General features: G+C 59.6%; 15 protein-coding genes. 8 read left to right on the top strand and 7 right to left on the bottom strand.

All coding sequences use genetic code 11. The features are described 5' to 3' along the window. Nucleotides 1–52: 52 nt before the first annotated feature. The 3 genes from HU749_RS21910 to gcl form a co-directional block, all read right to left on the bottom strand. Complete coding sequence (locus HU749_RS21910) at nucleotides 53–943, bottom strand: 2-hydroxy-3-oxopropionate reductase (protein ID WP_186652446.1); 891 nt, start codon at nucleotides 941–943, stop codon at nucleotides 53–55. A 160-nt stretch (nucleotides 944–1,103) separates the two neighbouring features. Beyond that, entirely contained in the window at nucleotides 1,104–1,886 is a 783-nt protein-coding gene (hyi, locus tag HU749_RS21905) for a hydroxypyruvate isomerase (RefSeq protein WP_186652447.1), read from the bottom strand. Between the two features lie 136 nt (nucleotides 1,887–2,022). Continuing rightward, a complete protein-coding gene (gene gcl, locus HU749_RS21900; RefSeq protein WP_186652449.1) occupies nucleotides 2,023–3,798 on the bottom strand; it encodes a glyoxylate carboligase in 1,776 nt (591 codons plus the stop codon). A gap of 267 nt (nucleotides 3,799–4,065) precedes the next feature. Between gcl and HU749_RS21895 the strand changes: the two genes are divergently transcribed. After that, nucleotides 4,066–4,500, top strand: a complete 435-nt coding sequence (locus tag HU749_RS21895; RefSeq protein ID WP_079302187.1) for a GlcG/HbpS family heme-binding protein — start codon at nucleotides 4,066–4,068, stop codon at nucleotides 4,498–4,500. A gap of 215 nt (nucleotides 4,501–4,715) precedes the next feature. Beyond that, nucleotides 4,716–5,174, top strand: a complete 459-nt coding sequence (locus HU749_RS21890) for an REP-associated tyrosine transposase (RefSeq protein WP_079302186.1) — start codon at nucleotides 4,716–4,718, stop codon at nucleotides 5,172–5,174. A 128-nt stretch (nucleotides 5,175–5,302) separates the two neighbouring features. On the opposite strand, the gene HU749_RS21885 is transcribed toward HU749_RS21890, so the two are convergent. Next, nucleotides 5,303–5,908 carry a TetR/AcrR family transcriptional regulator gene (locus HU749_RS21885; protein WP_079302185.1) on the bottom strand — a complete coding sequence of 202 codons (606 nt, stop codon included), beginning with the start codon at nucleotides 5,906–5,908 and terminating at the stop codon, nucleotides 5,303–5,305. 131 nt (nucleotides 5,909–6,039) lie between these two features. Here HU749_RS21885 and HU749_RS21880 point away from each other — a divergent pair, with 131 nt between their 5' ends. Next, complete coding sequence (locus tag HU749_RS21880) at nucleotides 6,040–6,954, top strand: DUF808 domain-containing protein (RefSeq protein WP_186652450.1); 915 nt, start codon at nucleotides 6,040–6,042, stop codon at nucleotides 6,952–6,954. Nucleotides 6,955–7,080: 126 nt separating this feature from the next. Here HU749_RS21880 and HU749_RS21875 read toward each other — a convergent pair whose 3' ends face one another. Together HU749_RS21875 and HU749_RS21870 are read right to left on the bottom strand one after the other, a co-directional pair. Then, nucleotides 7,081–7,869 carry an MlaA family lipoprotein gene (locus HU749_RS21875; RefSeq protein WP_079305150.1) on the bottom strand — a complete coding sequence of 263 codons (789 nt, stop codon included), beginning with the start codon at nucleotides 7,867–7,869 and terminating at the stop codon, nucleotides 7,081–7,083. Then, complete coding sequence (locus HU749_RS21870) at nucleotides 7,862–9,160, bottom strand: alpha/beta fold hydrolase (protein ID WP_003204449.1); 1,299 nt, start codon at nucleotides 9,158–9,160, stop codon at nucleotides 7,862–7,864. Before HU749_RS21870 ends, HU749_RS21875 begins: the two co-directional genes overlap by 8 nt. A gap of 423 nt (nucleotides 9,161–9,583) precedes the next feature. On the opposite strand from HU749_RS21870, the gene HU749_RS21865 reads away from it, so the two are divergent. From HU749_RS21865 to HU749_RS21855, 3 genes are all read left to right on the top strand, one after another. Beyond that, nucleotides 9,584–10,438: a glycine betaine ABC transporter substrate-binding protein gene (locus HU749_RS21865; protein WP_014339592.1), complete on the top strand. Its 855-nt coding sequence runs from the start codon at nucleotides 9,584–9,586 to the stop codon at nucleotides 10,436–10,438. Nucleotides 10,439–10,754: 316 nt separating this feature from the next. Continuing rightward, complete coding sequence (locus tag HU749_RS21860; RefSeq protein WP_079305152.1) at nucleotides 10,755–11,066, top strand: DUF485 domain-containing protein; 312 nt, start codon at nucleotides 10,755–10,757, stop codon at nucleotides 11,064–11,066. After that, nucleotides 11,063–12,721, top strand: coding sequence for a cation acetate symporter (locus tag HU749_RS21855; protein ID WP_079305154.1), 1,659 nt, complete (start codon nucleotides 11,063–11,065; stop codon nucleotides 12,719–12,721). Before HU749_RS21860 ends, HU749_RS21855 begins: the two co-directional genes overlap by 4 nt. Nucleotides 12,722–13,798: 1,077 nt before the next feature. On the opposite strand, the gene gltA is transcribed toward HU749_RS21855, so the two are convergent. Next, nucleotides 13,799–15,088, bottom strand: a complete 1,290-nt coding sequence (gltA, locus tag HU749_RS21850; protein ID WP_014339589.1) for a citrate synthase — start codon at nucleotides 15,086–15,088, stop codon at nucleotides 13,799–13,801. 365 nt (nucleotides 15,089–15,453) lie between these two features. Here gltA and sdhC point away from each other — a divergent pair, with 365 nt between their 5' ends. Next, the gene (gene sdhC / locus HU749_RS21845) at nucleotides 15,454–15,828 is read left to right on the top strand and encodes a succinate dehydrogenase, cytochrome b556 subunit (protein WP_003179220.1); all 375 of its coding nucleotides are present in this window, start codon (nucleotides 15,454–15,456) and stop codon (nucleotides 15,826–15,828) included. Next, on the top strand, nucleotides 15,822–16,190 hold the full coding sequence (gene sdhD, locus HU749_RS21840; RefSeq protein ID WP_014339587.1) for a succinate dehydrogenase, hydrophobic membrane anchor protein: 369 nt from the start codon (nucleotides 15,822–15,824) through the stop codon (nucleotides 16,188–16,190). Before sdhC ends, sdhD begins: the two co-directional genes overlap by 7 nt. Nucleotides 16,191–16,193 lie beyond the last annotated feature (3 nt).

Here is a 16,193-nt window from a genome sequence, read left to right as displayed (position 1 = left end):
AGTGTTGACTGACACACCGCCTTCGCGAGCAAGCCCGCTCCCACAGGGGGTGTCAGTTATCGCGGATGGAGAAATTGGCCATGTGCTCCAACCCCTTGATCAACGCCGAGTGATCCCAGTTGCTGCCACCAATGGCCGCGCAGGTGCTGAACACTTGTTGGGCGTTGGCGGTGTTGGGCAGGTTGATGTTCAGTTCCCTGGCGCCTTGCAGGGCCAGGTTCAGGTCCTTCTGGTGCAGGCTGATGCGGAAGCCCGGGTCAAAGGTGCCCTTGATCATGCGTTCGCCGTGCACTTCGAGGATCTTCGACGAAGCGAAACCGCCCATCAGCGCTTCCCGGACCTTGGCCGGGTCGGCACCGTTTTTCGAGGCGAACAACAAAGCTTCGGCCACCGCCTGGATGTTCAGGGCGACGATGATCTGGTTCGCCACTTTGGCGGTCTGGCCGTCGCCGTTGCCGCCCACCAGGGTGATGTTCTTGCCCATCGCCTGGAACAGCGGCAGGGCCCGCTCGAAGGCGGCGCTGTCGCCACCGACCATGATGCTCAGCGTCGCGGCCTTGGCGCCGACTTCTCCGCCGGACACCGGTGCATCGAGGTACTGCGCAGCTCTTTCATTGATCTTCGCCGCGAAGGCCTTGGTGGCGGTGGGGGAGATCGAACTCATGTCGATCACCACCTTGCCCGCGCCCACGCCCGCCGCCACGCCGTCGGCGCGGAACAGCACGTCGTCGACCTGCGGGGTGTCCGGGACCATGACGATGATGAACTCGGCTTCCTGGGCCACTTCCTTCGGGTTGGCCAACGCCACCGCGCCACCAGCCAGCAGATCGGCCGGGGCCGGGTCGTGGTGCTGGGACAGGAGCAGGTTGTGACCGGCCTTTTGCAGGTTCAGTGCCATGGGGTGGCCCATGATGCCGGTGCCGATGAATCCGATTTTAGCCATGGGGAAATCCTCTTGTTTTTATCGTTGCTTCAGGCAAATGAGAGATTGCTTTCCTGTGGGAGCGGGCTTGCTCGCGAAGGCGGTGTATCAGACCGCATCTTCGTGAGCTGACACGCCGCCTTCGCGAGCAAGCCCGCTCCCACATTAGGGAAGAGTTGGGTCAGATCGCGTTATGGGTTTTCAACCAGCCCAATCCCGCTTCGGTGGTGGTCAGCGGCTTGTATTCGCAGCCGATCCAACCCGTGTAGCCAATGCGGTCCAGGTGTTCGAACAGGAAGCGATAGTTGATCTCGCCCGTGCCCGGCTCATTGCGGCCCGGGTTGTCCGCCAGTTGCACGTGGTTGATCTCGCCCAGGTGCGCCGACAGGGTCCGGGCCAGGTCACCTTCCATGATCTGCATGTGGTAGATGTCGTACTGCAGGAACAGGTTGGCGCTGCCCACCTGCTCGCGGATCGACAGGGCCTGGGCGGTGTTGTTCAGGTAGAAGCCGGGAATGTCGCGGGTGTTGATGGCTTCCATCACCAGCTTGATGCCGTTGGCTTGCAGCTTCTCGGCGGCGTATTTCAGGTTGGCGACGAAGGTTTTCTCCACCAGGGTTTCACTGCAGTTCTGCGGGCGAATCCCGGCCAGGCAGTTGACCTGGGTGTTGCCCAGTACTTGGGCGTAGGCGATTGCCAGGTCGACACCGGCGCGGAATTCCTCGACCCGGTCCGGCAGGCAGGCAATGCCGCGCTCGCCCTTGGCCCAGTCACCGGCCGGCAGGTTGAACAGCACCTGGGTCAGGCCGTTGGCGTCGAGTAGAGCCTTGAGTTCGGCGGAGCTGTAGTCATAAGGAAACAGGTATTCGACACCACTGAAACCGGCCTTGGCGGCGGCTTCGAAACGGGCGAGAAAATCCTGCTCGGTGAACAGCATGGACAGGTTGGCGGCGAAACGCGGCATGGTGGTCTCCTTAAATAATGTAAACGCACCCCTGTGGGAGCGAGCTTGCTCGCGATGAAGGCAGTACAGCCAACATCACCAGCACTGACCCACCGCTATCGCGAGCAAGCTCGCTCCCACAGGAGGGCGTCAGCAGTCAGTCGAGTAGCGAAATGGCAGTCGGTGCATCGTTGCCCACAAGCGCCAGATCTTCAAACTCATTGACGGCGTTGATTTCAGTGCCCATGGAAATGTTGGTCACCCGTTCCAGGATGATCTCGACGATCACTGGCACCTTGAATTCCTCGATCATCGCCTGGGCCTGGCGCAGGGCCGGCTGGATGCCGTTCGGTTCGAACACCCGCAGGGCCTTGCATCCCAGGCCTTCGGCCACGGCAACGTGATCCACGCCATAACCGTTGAGTTCCGGGGCGTTGAGGTTGTCGAAGGACAGCTGCACGCAATAGTCCATGTCGAACCCGCGCTGGGCCTGGCGAATCAAGCCCAGGTAGGAGTTGTTCACCACGACATGGATGTAGGGCAGTTTGAACTGCGCACCTACCGCCAGCTCTTCGATCATGAACTGGAAGTCATAGTCGCCCGACAGTGCCACGACCTTGCGGCTCGGATCGGCCTTGACCACCCCCAGCGCGGCCGGAATGGTCCAGCCCAAGGGGCCGGCCTGGCCGCAGTTGATCCAGTGGCGCGGCTTGTAGACATGGAGGAACTGCGCCCCGGCGATCTGTGACAGGCCAATGGTGCTGACGTAGCAGGTGTCCTTGCCGAACACCTGGTTCATTTCTTCGTACACCCGCTGTGGCTTGACCGGCACATTGTCGAAGTGCGTCTTGCGTTGCAGGCTGGCCTTGCGCTGCTGGCAGTCTTGCAACCAGGCGTCGCGGTTTTTCAGCTTGCCGGCGGCTTGCCATTCACGGGCCACTTCGATGAACACCGCCAGGGCCGAGCCAGCGTCGGAAACGATACCCAGGTCGGGGGTGAAGACGCGGCCGATCTGGGTCGGCTCGATGTCCACGTGAATGAACGTGCGGCCTTCGGTGTAGACGTCCACCGAACCGGTATGACGGTTGGCCCAGCGGTTGCCGACGCCCAGCACCACGTCCGACTTGAGCAAGGTGGCGTTGCCGTAGCGATGGGAGGTTTGCAGGCCGACCATGCCGACCATCAGTGGGTGATCGTCGGGGATGGTGCCCCAGCCCATCAAGGTAGGGATAACGGGAATGCCGGTCAGCTCGGCGAACTCCACCAGCAGTTCGCTGGCATCGGCGTTGATGATGCCGCCACCGGCCACCAGCAATGGACGCTCAGCCTGATTGAGCATCGCCAGGGCTTTCTCGATCTGCACGCGGTTGGCCGCGGGTTTGGCTAATGGCAATGGCTGGTAGGCGTCGATGTCGAATTCGATCTCGGCCATCTGCACGTCGAACGGCAGGTCGATCAGCACCGGGCCCGGACGACCGGAGCGCATCTCAAAGAACGCCTTTTGGAAGGCATACGGCACCTGGCCCGGCTCCAGCACGGTGGTTGCCCACTTGGTCACCGGTTTGACGATGCTGGTGATATCCACAGCCTGGAAGTCTTCCTTGTGCAGACGGGCGCGGGGGGCTTGCCCGGTGATGCACAGGATCGGGATCGAATCGGCCGAGGCGCTGTAGAGCCCGGTCACCATGTCGGTGCCGGCCGGCCCCGAGGTGCCGATGCACACGCCGATATTGCCGGCCTTGGTCCGGGTGTAGCCCTCGGCCATGTGCGAGGCGCCTTCAACGTGGCGAGCAAGGACGTGATCGATGCCACCCACCTTCTGCAGGGCGGAGTACAGCGGGTTGATCGCGGCACCCGGAATACCGAAGGCGGTGTCCACGCCCTCACGGCGCATAACCAGGACGGCGGCTTCGATTGCTCTCATTTTGCTCATTATTTTGTGCCTCTTACGTTTTGTAATTGTATACAAGTGGCTTTGCGTAGAGTGTATTCACGGCAAACCGCGCAGGTCAATCCATTTCCTCAAGCATCTGTTTCATTCGTCGGAAGGCCAGTTTTGCTGCGGCCTTTCATCGATTAAGGTGCTTTGTGAAAAATTATTGTATACAAAAATATGAATTGTTGTGTTCTATTTGTTGTGTTCGGTTTTGCTGAAAGTGAAGCTGCAAGGCTCTCCCATAACAAAAGAAGGACAGCACCCATGAGCGTTCTAACCTTGAAAATCGCCGTCAACCTGGCCGGGCAAGCCCTTGCCGCCGGTCGTGAAATCAGCGCTGCGCCCCTGACCGTCGCGGTCCTGGACAGCGGCGGGCACCTGGTTGCCTTGCAGCGCGAAGACGGCGCCAGCCTGCTTCGCCCGCAGATCGCCATCGGCAAGGCCTGGGGCGCCATCGCCCTGGGCAAAGGCTCACGCCTGCTGGCCCAGGACGCCCAGCAACGCCCGGCGTTTTTCGCGGCATTGAACGGGCTGGGGCAGGGCAACGTCGTACCGGCACCGGGAGGGGTATTGATCAGGGATCAGGACGGGAAGGTGCTGGGGGCGATTGGTGTCAGTGGTGACGTTTCGGATGTGGATGAACAGGTGGCGGTCAGGGCGGTGGAGGCGGTGCAGTTGCGGGCGGATGTAGGGGCTTGATTTGTACTGACTGAACCTTTGCTATCGCGAGCAGGCTCGCTCCCACAAGAGGGCGGCGATGGGCGTACATTCTGCAAACACTGCAAATCCACACTGTGGGAGCGAGCCTGCTCGCGATAGCAATCTAGCAGACACATCCAGCTAAAAGTCTGCCTCCCATCCAGGCATTCACGGGTCTAGCCTTCTTTATGACTCAATCATCAAAGGGGCAAGGAATGCCTGGTTCACCTGCTTCACATAGACTGCGCCTCGGCCGCCATGCCGAATCCAGCCGGATCTATTTACTGTCCACCAACACGTTTGGCCGCGCACCAGTTTTTAAGGACGTTGTCCTGGGTAGACTGGTCGTTGAGCAATTTCGAAAAGCTCAGGAACAAGGCCGGGCCGCCTCATTGGCCTGGGTTGTTATGCCGGATCATTTCCATTGGTTGATCGAGTTGCGCAGGGGATCTCTGAGTGAGTTGATGCAAAGGACCAAATCATTGAGTACCAAGGCTGTAAATCTGCGCCTGGACAATAAAGTTAGCCTTTGGCAGCAAGGATTTCATGACCGAGCACTGCGGCGAGAAGAAGATTTGAAAGTAATGGCGCGCTATGTTGTCGCTAACCCTCTGCGGGCAGGTCTGGTGACGCAACTTGGCGACTATCCGTTGTGGGATGCCATTTGGGTTTGACTTGAAATCCAGTTGCCGCTTTCGCGAGCAGGCTCGCTCCCACAAGGGATTCAGGTTGCTCGCAGAATCTGTATTCACCGCAAAACCCTGTGGGAGCGAGCTTGCTCGCGATGAAGGCTACTCAGTCTTCAGTCGGGCTCACACCCCTTCAACACCAACCGAATAATCGTCTGCGCCGCCGCTTCGTAATCCGCCTCATCAAGATTGGCCTTGCCGGTCACGGCGCTGATCTGCCAGTCGAAGTCGGCGTAGGTCTGGGTGGCGGCCCAGATGCTGAACATCAGGTGGTTGGGGTCGATGGGGGCGATCTGGCCGCGGTCGATCCAGGTCTGGATGCAGTCGATGTTGTGCCGGGCCTGGGCGTTGAGTTGTTCCACCAGGTCGGGGCTCAGGTGGGGGGCGCCGTGCATGATTTCGCTGGCGAAGACTTTCGAGGCGAAGGGCAGGTCGCGGGAGATGCGGATCTTGGAGCGGATGTAGTGGCTTAGCACCTCACCGGGCACGCCGTCGGCATTGAACGGTGTCGAAGCCTGGAGAATCGGCTCGATGATGCTTTCCAGGACCTCGCGGTAGAGGTTTTCCTTGGATTTGAAGTAGTAGTAGACGTTGGGTTTTGGCAGGCCTGCCTTGGCCGCGATGTCGCTGGTCTTGGTCGCGGCGAAGCCCTTGTCGGCAAATTCTTCGCTGGCGGCACGCAGGATCAATTCTTTGTTGCGCTCGCGGATAGTGCTCATAAACCCAGGGGTTCCTTGCCTGTTCTGGCGGTGGCGCATGGTAGCACCGGCCTCGCGCGGCGCTCAAGAATGCCCCAAGGCACCACGGCTCGCGGTATGCTTCGCGGCATTATTATTCAAGGAGCCCCTCCATGGCCGGAAGCAGTTTGCTGGTACTGATCGACGATATCGCCACCGTGCTCGACGATGTTGCGCTGATGACCAAAATGGCCGCCAAGAAAACCGCCGGTGTGCTCGGCGATGACTTGGCGCTCAATGCCCAGCAGGTGTCAGGTGTGCGGGCCGAGCGGGAACTGCCGGTGGTGTGGGCGGTGGCCAAGGGCTCGTTCATCAACAAGTTGATCCTGGTGCCGTCGGCGCTGGCGATCAGCGCCTTCGTCCCTTGGCTGGTGACGCCGTTGTTGATGGTGGGCGGCGCCTACTTGTGTTTCGAAGGGTTCGAAAAACTGGCCCACAAGTTCCTTCACAGCAAGGCCGAAGATCAGGCCGAACATGCGCAACTGGTCGAGGCAGTGGCCGATCCGGCGGTCGATCTGGTGGCCTTTGAAAAGGACAAGATCAAGGGTGCGATACGCACCGATTTCATTCTGTCGGCGGAAATCATCGCCATCACCCTCGGCACCGTTGCCGACGCACCACTCACCCAGCAAGTGATCGTCCTGTCGGGCATCGCCATCGTCATGACCATTGGCGTCTATGGCCTGGTGGCCGGCATCGTCAAGCTCGATGACCTGGGACTCTGGTTGACACAGAAGCCAGGGCAAGCCGCCAAAAGCATCGGCGGCGCCATCCTGCGCGCGGCACCCTACATGATGAAAAGCCTGTCGGTGATCGGCACCGCGGCGATGTTCCTGGTGGGCGGTGGCATCCTCACCCACGGCGTGCCGGTGGTGCATCACTGGATCGAAAGCGTGACGGCCAGTGCTGGCGGCGCCGGGTTTATCGTGCCGATGTTGCTCAATGCGGTGGCGGGGATTGTCGCGGGGGCGGTGGTGTTGGTCGGGGTGATGGCTGTTGGTAAGGTCTGGAAGACGCTCAAAGGCTGAATCTGGCAACACATAACCCCTGTGGGAGCGAGCTTGCTCGCGATGAGGACCTGTCATCCAACATTAATGTTGCCTGACAGACTGCTATCGCGAGCAAGCCCGCTCCCACATTGGTTCTATGTTGGCCTATTCGGCAATCTGCAACTTGCGCGACTCGGTGTACACGTAGCGCACCTTCTCATACTCGAACGGCGTGTTCAGTTGCCCATAGCGGAAGCTGGTCTGGTAGCGCTTGTCCACACCGCGCAGGAGCAGCAACTCCGGGTGGTTGGAGCTGACTTCGGAGACGTTCAGGAAGTTGATCGCCGATTCGGCTGTGTAGTCCACCAGCAAGCCGGAAGTATCGCGCAGGTTCGAAGGGCCGAAGATCGGCAGCACGAAATACGCACCGCCAGGCACGCCGTAGAAGCCCAGGGTCTGGCCGAAATCTTCGCTCTGGCGCGGCAGGCCCATGGCGGTGGCTGGGTCCCACAGGCCGGCGATGCCGACGGTGGTGTTGAGCAGCAGTCGCGCCGTGGTTTCCATCGAACGCTTGCCCTTGAATTGCAGCAGGCTGTTCATCAGGTTCGGCACGTCCCCCAGGTTGTTGAAGAAGTTGCTGACCCCGGTGCGCAGGAAGCCGGGGGTGATGTAGCGGTAGCCATCGACGACGGGCAGGAACACCCACTGGTCGAAGCGGTAGTTGAAGTGATAGACCCGGCGGTTCCACGACTCCAGCGGGTCATAGACGTTGAGGGCGTTGAGGGTCGAGCGCTCGAACTCGCGCTGGTCCAGTCCCGGGTTGAACTTGAGCTTGGTCAACGGTTCCTTGAAACCGTCCGAATCCACCACCACTGGCGCATTGGCCTTGCTGTTGTCGGCGTGGACCATGCCCGCGCTCATTAACGCGGCGATAAGCAGCAGATATTTAGCCACGGAAGAACTCCAGCATGGCGTCGCTGTTGACGCGGTAGTTAAGGTTGCCGCAGTGGCCGCCCAGTGGATAAACCGTCAGGCGATCGCCAAAGGTCTTGCGCAGGAAACCCAGGTCGCCCGGGCCGAGAATGACGTCGTCGGCGTTGTGCATGACGGCAATCTTCGGGCTGTCGTGCAGGTAATCCTTCAACGCGTACAGGCTGACCTGGTCGACCAGTTGCAGCAGGCTGCCGCCGTCGGTGCGCGCGCGCCACATCGGGATCACCTGCTCGGTGAGGTAACAGTCGAAATCGCATTGCAATGCACGCTTGAGAAATGGCGTCAGGCTGGTGCTTTCGGTAATCGGGAACTTGGGCGGGATGATCAGGCCGCGCCGGTTGATCAGGTCCGAGGTGAACGCGATGTCGGCCGCCGAGAAACGGAACGAGGTGCCGATCAACATGGCCATCTGCTCATTGCTCAGGTGTTGCTTGGACTGCTGGAAGTCATAGAGCAGCGCATCGTTGAGGTCGATGTAGCCTTTTTGCTGGAAGTAGCGGGTCAGCTTGTTCAGCACAAGCTCATAGAAGGTCGTGGTGTTGTTGATGCCCTTGACCTCGGTCTGGACCAGTTTGTCCAGGTTGGTGATCGAGGTGTAGAGGTTCACCGGCGGGTTCAGCAGCAGCACCTTCTTGAAATTGAAGCTGCGCCGGGTTTCGTCCAGGTGTGCGACGAAGGCCGCGTCCAGGGCACCTAGGCTATAACCGGTCAGGTAATACTCGGTCACCGGCAGCTTGGGGTTCTGCGCGCGCACGGCCTGCATCACCCGGTACATGTCTTCGGCGTCTTCCTTGGAAATGCCTGGCGTGGCGAAGCGTGAAGCGGCGCTCATGAAGTCGAAGCTGGTGGGCGATGACAGCTGCACCACGTGGTAACCGGCCTTGTAGTAGAGGCGCTTGAGGTATTCATTAATGCTACTGTCAAAGCGCGCACCGGTGCCGGCGATGAGGAAGATCAGCGGCGCGGGTTTGTCCTGGGTGGCCATGCGGTAGGTGAGGCTTTTCACCGGCCAGAAGTTGTCCGGCAGGATGAACTCGCGTTCCGGGCGCAGGGTCAGGCTGTGGTCCGCCTGGTTGATGTCTTCGATCAGCGGCAACTCTGGACGCAGGTCCGGCGGCGTGGTGGCGATGGTCGCCTCGAACGGGTTGGTCAACGGGTAGCCATAGCTGGCGGCGTCAATATCTGCCGCCAGCGCGGACGCACTCAGGATAAGGCCGCCGAGAAGGGCAGCGAAGCGCAAGGAACGGAGCATGACTGGATCCCTTAGAGGAAGGTGCCGAATGAGGTTCGCAGGCTATGACCACCGAAGCAGAGCCAAGTGCCATGACGGGCACAAAACAGGCGCGGACGGGGTGCGATAGTAGCGGGACGATACACGGTCGTGCGCGGCGGCGGCTAGTTATCTGGCGTTTGCCGGATTTGACGGCTAAATCTCACGTGTGGCGGTGCTACAAATGCCCGGAACTGAGAGCTGGCGTTCTGATGTCGTTTCTCGTTGCCTCGACGTCGCAGACAGAGCAGGTTCCGGATCGGCGCAGGTTGATGATCAACGAGTCAGTACTCCACTGGCGTTCAGACCGGTTTGAGGGCGAGCGTGATGGGGGCGCTGAGCATCATAACTATACGTTGACGCCGCCCGGCATCCGTCGGGCGCAGCACTTTCGGGGAAGTAACGATGAAGATGCGACGACTCTTGGGCGCAGGTGCCGCACTGGTACTGGCCATCAGTTCCACCTTGGCCAGCGCCGAAACCAAAACCCTGAGCATCGGTTACGTTGACGGCTGGTCCGACAGCGTCGCGACCACCCACGTGGCCGCCGAAGTGATCAAGCAGAAACTCGGTTATGACGTGAAGCTGCAAGCGGTCGCGACCGGGATCATGTGGCAAGGCGTGGCCACCGGTAAACTCGATGCGATGCTCTCGGCCTGGCTGCCCGTGACTCACGGCGACTATTGGACCAAGAACAAGGATCAGGTGGTCGATTACGGCCCCAACTTCAAGGACGCGAAAATCGGCCTGATCGTGCCGGAGTACGTCAAGGCCAAGTCGCTCGAAGATCTCAAGACCGACGACTCTTTCAAGAAGCGTATCGTTGGCATCGACGCCGGTTCAGGCGTGATGCTCAAGACCGAACAGGCCATCAAGGATTACGACCTGACCGGTTATCAACTCAAGGCCAGTTCCGGCGCCGGCATGATTGCCGAGCTGACCCGTGCCGAGAAGAAAAACGAATCCATCGCCGTTACCGGTTGGGTGCCGCACTGGATGTTCGCCAAGTGGAAACTGCGCTTCCTGGAAGACCCGAAAGGCGTCTACGGCGCGGCTGAGACCGTAAATAGCATCGGTAGCAAGGGCCTGGAGGCCAAGGCGCCGGAAGTGGTCGAGTTCCTGAAGAAGTTCCAGTGGGCTTCGAAAGACGAGATCGGCGAAGTCATGCTGGCGATTCAGGAAGGTGCCAAGCCTGACGCCGCAGCCAAGGACTGGGTCGCCAAGCACCCGGATCGCGTGAAGGAGTGGACCGGCAAGTAATCGGCCTGGTTTAGCTGCTCCGAAAAGCCGCATGACTTGTGTCATGCGGCTTTTTTTTGTGCCCGCAGATCCTTGGTCCTGCACAAATCCCTGTGGGAGCGGGCTTGCTCGCGAATGCGATTTTTCAGTTAACCATGTGTTGACTGACACACTGCATTGGCGAGCAAGCCCGCTCCCACAAAGGGAACTGCGGAAAATGTGAAGGAAACGGGCAGCACCGTCATGTCGTTCTAATACTAAGGTCGTCTGGAACCTGGCCTTGAGCCGCATAGAGTAGGGTTGTTCCAATTAAATCTGTGCTGCGAGGATAAAAACAATGAACGACAGCATTTACCTCTCTATTCAAAACAGCCCCCGCTTCAAGGAGCTGGTGAGAAAAAGGGAAAAGTTCGCCTGGATTCTCTCGGCGATCATGCTTGGGCTGTATTCCGGCTTCATTCTTCTGATCGCCTACGGGCCACACATTCTCGGGGCCAAGATCTCGCCTGAGTCCACTATCACCTGGGGCATTCCCATCGGTGTCGGCCTGATTCTCTCGGCCTTCATCCTGACCGGTATCTACGTACAGCGCGCCAACGGCGAGTTCGACGACCTGAACAATGCGATTCTCAAGGAGGCTCAGCAATGATCCGGCGTCTACTGGCTCTATTGAGCATCGCAGCGTTCGCCCCGGGCGCCTGGGCGGCTGAAGCCCTGACCGGTGCCGTGCAGAAACAACCCCTCAACGTCGCGGCTATCCTGATGTTCGTGGCCTTCGTCGGCGCGACTTTGTATATCACCTACTGGGCGTCCAAGAAAAACAACTCGGCGGCCGACTACTATGCGGCCGGCGGCAAGATCACCGGCTTCCAGAACGGCCTGGCAATCGCGGGCGACTACATGTCGGCGGCGTCCTTCCTGGGGATCTCCGCGCTGGTGTTCACCTCGGGCTACGATGGCTTGATCTACTCCATCGGCTTCCTGGTGGGCTGGCCGATCATCCTGTTCCTGATCGCCGAGCGCCTGCGTAACCTGGGTAAATATACCTTTGCCGACGTGGCGTCCTATCGCCTGGGGCAAACCCAGATCCGCAGTCTGTCCGCCTGCGGCTCGTTGGTGGTGGTGGCGTTCTACCTGATCGCGCAAATGGTCGGTGCCGGCAAGCTGATCCAGCTGCTGTTCGGCCTGGACTACCATGTTGCGGTGATCCTGGTCGGTATCCTGATGTGCCTCTACGTGTTGTTCGGCGGCATGCTGGCCACCACCTGGGTACAGATCATCAAGGCGGTGCTGTTGCTCTCGGGTGCTTCGTTCATGGCCCTGATGGTCATGAAGCACGTCAACTTCGACTTCAACATGCTGTTTGCCGAGGCGGTCAAGGTTCACCCTAAAGGTGAGGCGATCATGAGCCCTGGCGGCCTGGTGAAGGATCCGATCTCGGCCTTCTCCCTGGGGCTGGCACTGATGTTCGGTACCGCAGGCCTGCCGCATATCCTGATGCGCTTCTTCACCGTGAGCGACGCCAAGGAAGCGCGCAAGAGCGTGCTGTATGCCACTGGCTTCATCGGTTACTTCTACATCCTGACCTTCATCATCGGCTTCGGCGCGATCCTGCTGGTCAGCACCAACCCGGCCTTCAAGGACGCGGCAGGTGCCTTGCTCGGCGGCAACAACATGGCGGCGGTACACCTGGCCAACGCTGTGGGCGGCAGTATCTTCCTGGGCTTCATCTCGGCCGTAGCTTTTGCCACCATTCTGGCGGTCGTCGCGGGCCTGACCCTGGCCGGTGCTTCGGCGGTGTCCCATGACCTGTATGCCAGTGTGATCAAGAAAGGCAAGGCCAACGAGAAGGACGAGATTCGCGTCTCGAAAATCACCACCATCGCCCTGGCGGTGCTGGCGATCGGCCTGGGCATCCTGTTCGAGAAGCAGAACATCGCGTTCATGGTGGGCCTGGCGTTCTCCATCGCGGCGAGCTGCAACTTCCCGGTACTGCTGCTTTCGATGTACTGGAAGAAGCTGACCACCCGTGGCGCCATGATTGGCGGCTGGCTGGGCCTGGTCAGTGCCGTGGGCCTGATGGTGCTCGGTCCTACCATCTGGGTGCAGATCATGGGTCATGAGAAGGCGATCTTCCCGTATGAATACCCTGCGCTGTTCTCGATGGCCATTGCCTTCGTCGGCATCTGGTTCTTCTCCGTCACCGACAAGTCGGTTGAAGGTGCCAACGAGCGGGCGCTGTTCTTCCCGCAGTTCGTGCGTTCGCAGACTGGCCTGGGGGCGAGTGGGGCGGTTAGCCATTGATGTAGAGATAAGTGCTTGAAGAAATACCCCGGTCGAGAGGCTGGGGTATTTTTTTTGTGTGTGATAGCTGTGGTTTGAGTGATGACGTCTTCGTGAGCAAGCTCGCTCCCACAGGTAATGCTGTTCACTCAAGGCTGTGGATCTTCAGTTTCGACCGGTTGGGGTAGGGGTGTATATCCGTTGCTGCGGTAACGGCGGCTTAGGGTTCCGCCCTGACGGCGGGTCACTTTCGAAAAGCGCGAAAGTAACCAAAGCGCTTGTGCCCCACCACTTGGCACCTCGCTTAGGCTCGGTGTGCCCTCACTCCGGCATTGCTCCGTGGGCCGCCGCGAAGGGCCATCCATGGCCCAGCGCGGCTACCTCGGCATCCATGCCGAGGTGCCCACTGCGCAATGCCTGCGTTCGGCCAGCGTGGTTAACGGGGCGCCGAGATCAACGTCCACCGCGAGGCGGCCTGATAGCCGACCTGGTTCTGAGTGATCGCGTTTCTCCTGTGGGAGTGAGCTTGCTCGCGATAACGCCGGCCCATCCAACATCTCCATCGACTATGAAACCGCTATCGCGAGCAGGCTCGCTCCCACAGTTGGATTGAAGTACTGCCGCCAGAGACAGGTCGGCTGCCAGGCCGCCTCGCTTCTGATTTTGATCTGGGGCGCCCCGTTAACCACGATGGCCGAACGCAGGCATTGTGGAGTGGGTATCCCGGCATGGATGCCGGGATAGCCGCGCTGGGCCATGGATGGCCCTTCGCGGCGGGCCCACGGAGCAATGCCGGAGAGAGGGCATGCCGAGCCTAAGCGAGGCACCAAGTGGTGGGGCATGAGCGCTTTGGTTACTTTCGCGCTTTTCGAAAGTGACCCGCCGTCAGGGCGGAACCCTAAGCCGCCGTTACCGCAGCAACGGATATGTACCCAGGGGATTTGCGTCATACACAGGGTCCAATGTGGGAGCGAGCCTGCTCGCGAAGACTTCGGACCCGTCGATATCAAAGAGGGCATAAACAAAACAGCCCCTGCTCTTATATATAAGAAGCAGGGGCTGTTTCAGTGCAGCGTGGAACCTATGGCAAGGCAGGCCTTACTTGCGATCTTCCAGCTGGGTGATGTCACGCGACTCGTAGCCGGTGTACAGCTGGCGCGGGCGGCCGATCTTGTACGGGCTGGAGAGCATTTCCTTCCAGTGGGAGATCCAGCCCACGGTCCGCGCCAGGGCGAAGATCACGGTGAACATGCTGGTTGGAATGCCGATCGCCTTGAGGATGATCCCCGAGTAGAAGTCGACGTTCGGGTACAGCGAGCGCTCGATGAAGTATGGGTCGGTCAGGGCGATCTCTTCCAGGCGCATGGCCAGTTCGAGTTGCGGATCGTTCGTGATCCCCAGTTCCTTGAGCACTTCGTCGCAGGTCTGCTTCATGACGGTGGCGCGCGGGTCGCGGTTCTTGTAGACCCGGTGACCGAAGCCCATCAGCTTGAACGGATCGTTCTTGTCCTTGGCCTTGGCGATGAACTTGTCGATGTTGGAGACATCGCCGATTTCATCGAGCATGGTCAGTACCGCTTCGTTGGCGCCGCCGTGGGCAGGGCCCCAGAGCGCGGCGATACCGGCGGCGATACAGGCGAACGGGTTGGCACCCGACGAGCCGGCCAGGCGCACGGTGGACGTGGAGGCGTTCTGCTCGTGGTCGGCGTGGAGGATGAAGATCCGGTCCATGGCCTTGGCGAGCACCGGGCTGATCGGTTTGATCTCGCACGGGGTGTTGAACATCATATGCAGGAAGTTCTCTGCATAGGTCAGGTCGTTGCGCGGGTACATCATGGGCTGGCCCATGGAGTACTTGTAGACCATGGCTGCCAGGGTCGGCATCTTCGCCACCAGGCGAATCGCGGAGATTTCGCGATGCTGGGGGTTATTGATGTCCAGGGAGTCGTGGTAGAAGGCCGAGAGGGCGCCGACAACGCCGCACATGACGGCCATCGGGTGGGCATCGCGACGGAAGCCGTTGAAGAAGGTCTTCAACTGCTCGTGAACCATGGTGTGGTTCTTCACGGTGCTGACGAACTGGGCCTTTTGCTCTGCGGTTGGCAGCTCGCCATTGAGCAGCAGGTAGCAGGTTTCCAGGTAGTCCGATTTTTCAGCCAGTTGCTCGATCGGGTAGCCGCGGTGCAGCAGGATGCCGTTGTCGCCGTCGATGTAGGTGATCTTCGACTCACACGAGGCGGTCGACATGAAACCTGGGTCAAAGGTGAAACGGCCCGTGGCCGTCAGGCCCCGTACGTCGATTACATCGGGACCAACGGTGCCGGTTAAAATGGGCAGCTCGACGGGGGCTGCGCCCTCGATGATCAACTGCGCTTTTTTGTCAGCCATGTGGCCTCCTATTAATGCTTGGAATCATCAGACAGACCCCCCACGCAGGGCCCGCACCACTATAGTGAGATAAATCCGAATGTCAATTTGCCTAAAGTCTTGCTCCAGAAGGCTTTAACCGGACTTTTTCCGCGAAATTACCTGCCGTTTACGCCTTTTGCGCCGTATGTGCAATGCGCTATTAGGGGAAGGTGAACGCGTTGTCATTAGTAGCCTAACTGTCTATACTCGGCCACCGACCGCCAGGGGCTTTTGGGCCTGCTTTCTTGGGGGTCGTCACTCCCTGGGTGGTGAGTACCTGACCAGTGCGCGCCCCAACAACTTTGCCCTGATTGTTAGGGGCTCTTCAGTGTGAAAAAAAAGCCGTGAAAAGCCAACGACCTGTAAACCTAGACCTAAGGACCATCAAACTCCCAGTCACTGCTTACACGTCCATTCTTCACCGTATTTCCGGTGTCATCCTCTTCGTCAGCCTGGCCATCATGCTTTATGCATTGGACAAGTCGCTCGATTCGGAAGAAGGCTTCGGTCAGGTGAAAGCGTGTCTGACCAGTCCGCTAGCCAAGCTAGTGATTTGGGGCATCCTGTCCGCCTTGCTGTATCACTTGGTTGCCGGTGTGCGCCATTTGATCATGGACATGGGCATCGGTGAGACGCTGGAAGGCGGCAAGCTGGGCTCGAAAATCATTATCGCCGTGTCTGCGGTGCTGATCGTTCTGGCAGGAGTCTGGATATGGTAACCAACGTCACGAACCTTTCGCGTTCGGGCCTCTACGACTGGATGGCCCAGCGTGTGTCTGCGGTCGTTCTCGCGGCTTACTTCATTTTCCTGATCGGATATGTCGTGGCAAACCCTGGCATTGGCTACGCCCAATGGCATGAACTGTTCGCAAACAACTGGATGCGCATCTTCAGTCTGCTGGCCCTTGTCGCACTGGGCGCTCACGCCTGGGTCGGTATGTGGACCATCGCGACCGACTACCTGACGCCAATGGCGTTCGGCAAGTCGGCGACTGCCGTACGTTTCCTCTTCCAGGCAGTATGCGGCGTTGCGATGTTCGCTTACTTCGTCTGGGGTGTGCAGATTCTCTGGGGTATCTGATCC

This window comes from Pseudomonas ogarae (assembly GCF_014268695.2).
In the GTDB taxonomy this organism is placed as follows: domain Bacteria; phylum Pseudomonadota; class Gammaproteobacteria; order Pseudomonadales; family Pseudomonadaceae; genus Aquipseudomonas; species Aquipseudomonas kilonensis.
The sequence above is the reverse complement of the archived record's forward strand: the minus strand, read 5'-3'. Positions and strand labels throughout refer to the sequence as shown.

Coding starts and splice junctions, on each gene's coding strand:
- HU749_RS21910 (WP_186652446.1), bottom strand. CDS start 943: ATGGCTAAAATCGGATTCATCGGCACCGGCATCATGGGCCACCCCATG.
- gcl (WP_186652449.1), bottom strand. CDS start 3,798: ATGAGCAAAATGAGAGCAATCGAAGCCGCCGTCCTGGTTATGCGCCGT.
- HU749_RS21895 (WP_079302187.1), top strand. CDS start 4,066: ATGAGCGTTCTAACCTTGAAAATCGCCGTCAACCTGGCCGGGCAAGCC.
- HU749_RS21885 (WP_079302185.1), bottom strand. CDS start 5,908: ATGAGCACTATCCGCGAGCGCAACAAAGAATTGATCCTGCGTGCCGCC.
- hyi (WP_186652447.1), bottom strand. CDS start 1,886: ATGCCGCGTTTCGCCGCCAACCTGTCCATGCTGTTCACCGAGCAGGAT.
- HU749_RS21870 (WP_003204449.1), bottom strand. CDS start 9,160: ATGCTCCGTTCCTTGCGCTTCGCTGCCCTTCTCGGCGGCCTTATCCTG.
- HU749_RS21855 (WP_079305154.1), top strand. CDS start 11,063: ATGATCCGGCGTCTACTGGCTCTATTGAGCATCGCAGCGTTCGCCCCG.
- HU749_RS21860 (WP_079305152.1), top strand. CDS start 10,755: ATGAACGACAGCATTTACCTCTCTATTCAAAACAGCCCCCGCTTCAAG.
- HU749_RS21890 (WP_079302186.1), top strand. CDS start 4,716: ATGCCTGGTTCACCTGCTTCACATAGACTGCGCCTCGGCCGCCATGCC.
- HU749_RS21865 (WP_014339592.1), top strand. CDS start 9,584: ATGAAGATGCGACGACTCTTGGGCGCAGGTGCCGCACTGGTACTGGCC.
- sdhD (WP_014339587.1), top strand. CDS start 15,822: ATGGTAACCAACGTCACGAACCTTTCGCGTTCGGGCCTCTACGACTGG.
- HU749_RS21880 (WP_186652450.1), top strand. CDS start 6,040: ATGGCCGGAAGCAGTTTGCTGGTACTGATCGACGATATCGCCACCGTG.
- gltA (WP_014339589.1), bottom strand. CDS start 15,088: ATGGCTGACAAAAAAGCGCAGTTGATCATCGAGGGCGCAGCCCCCGTC.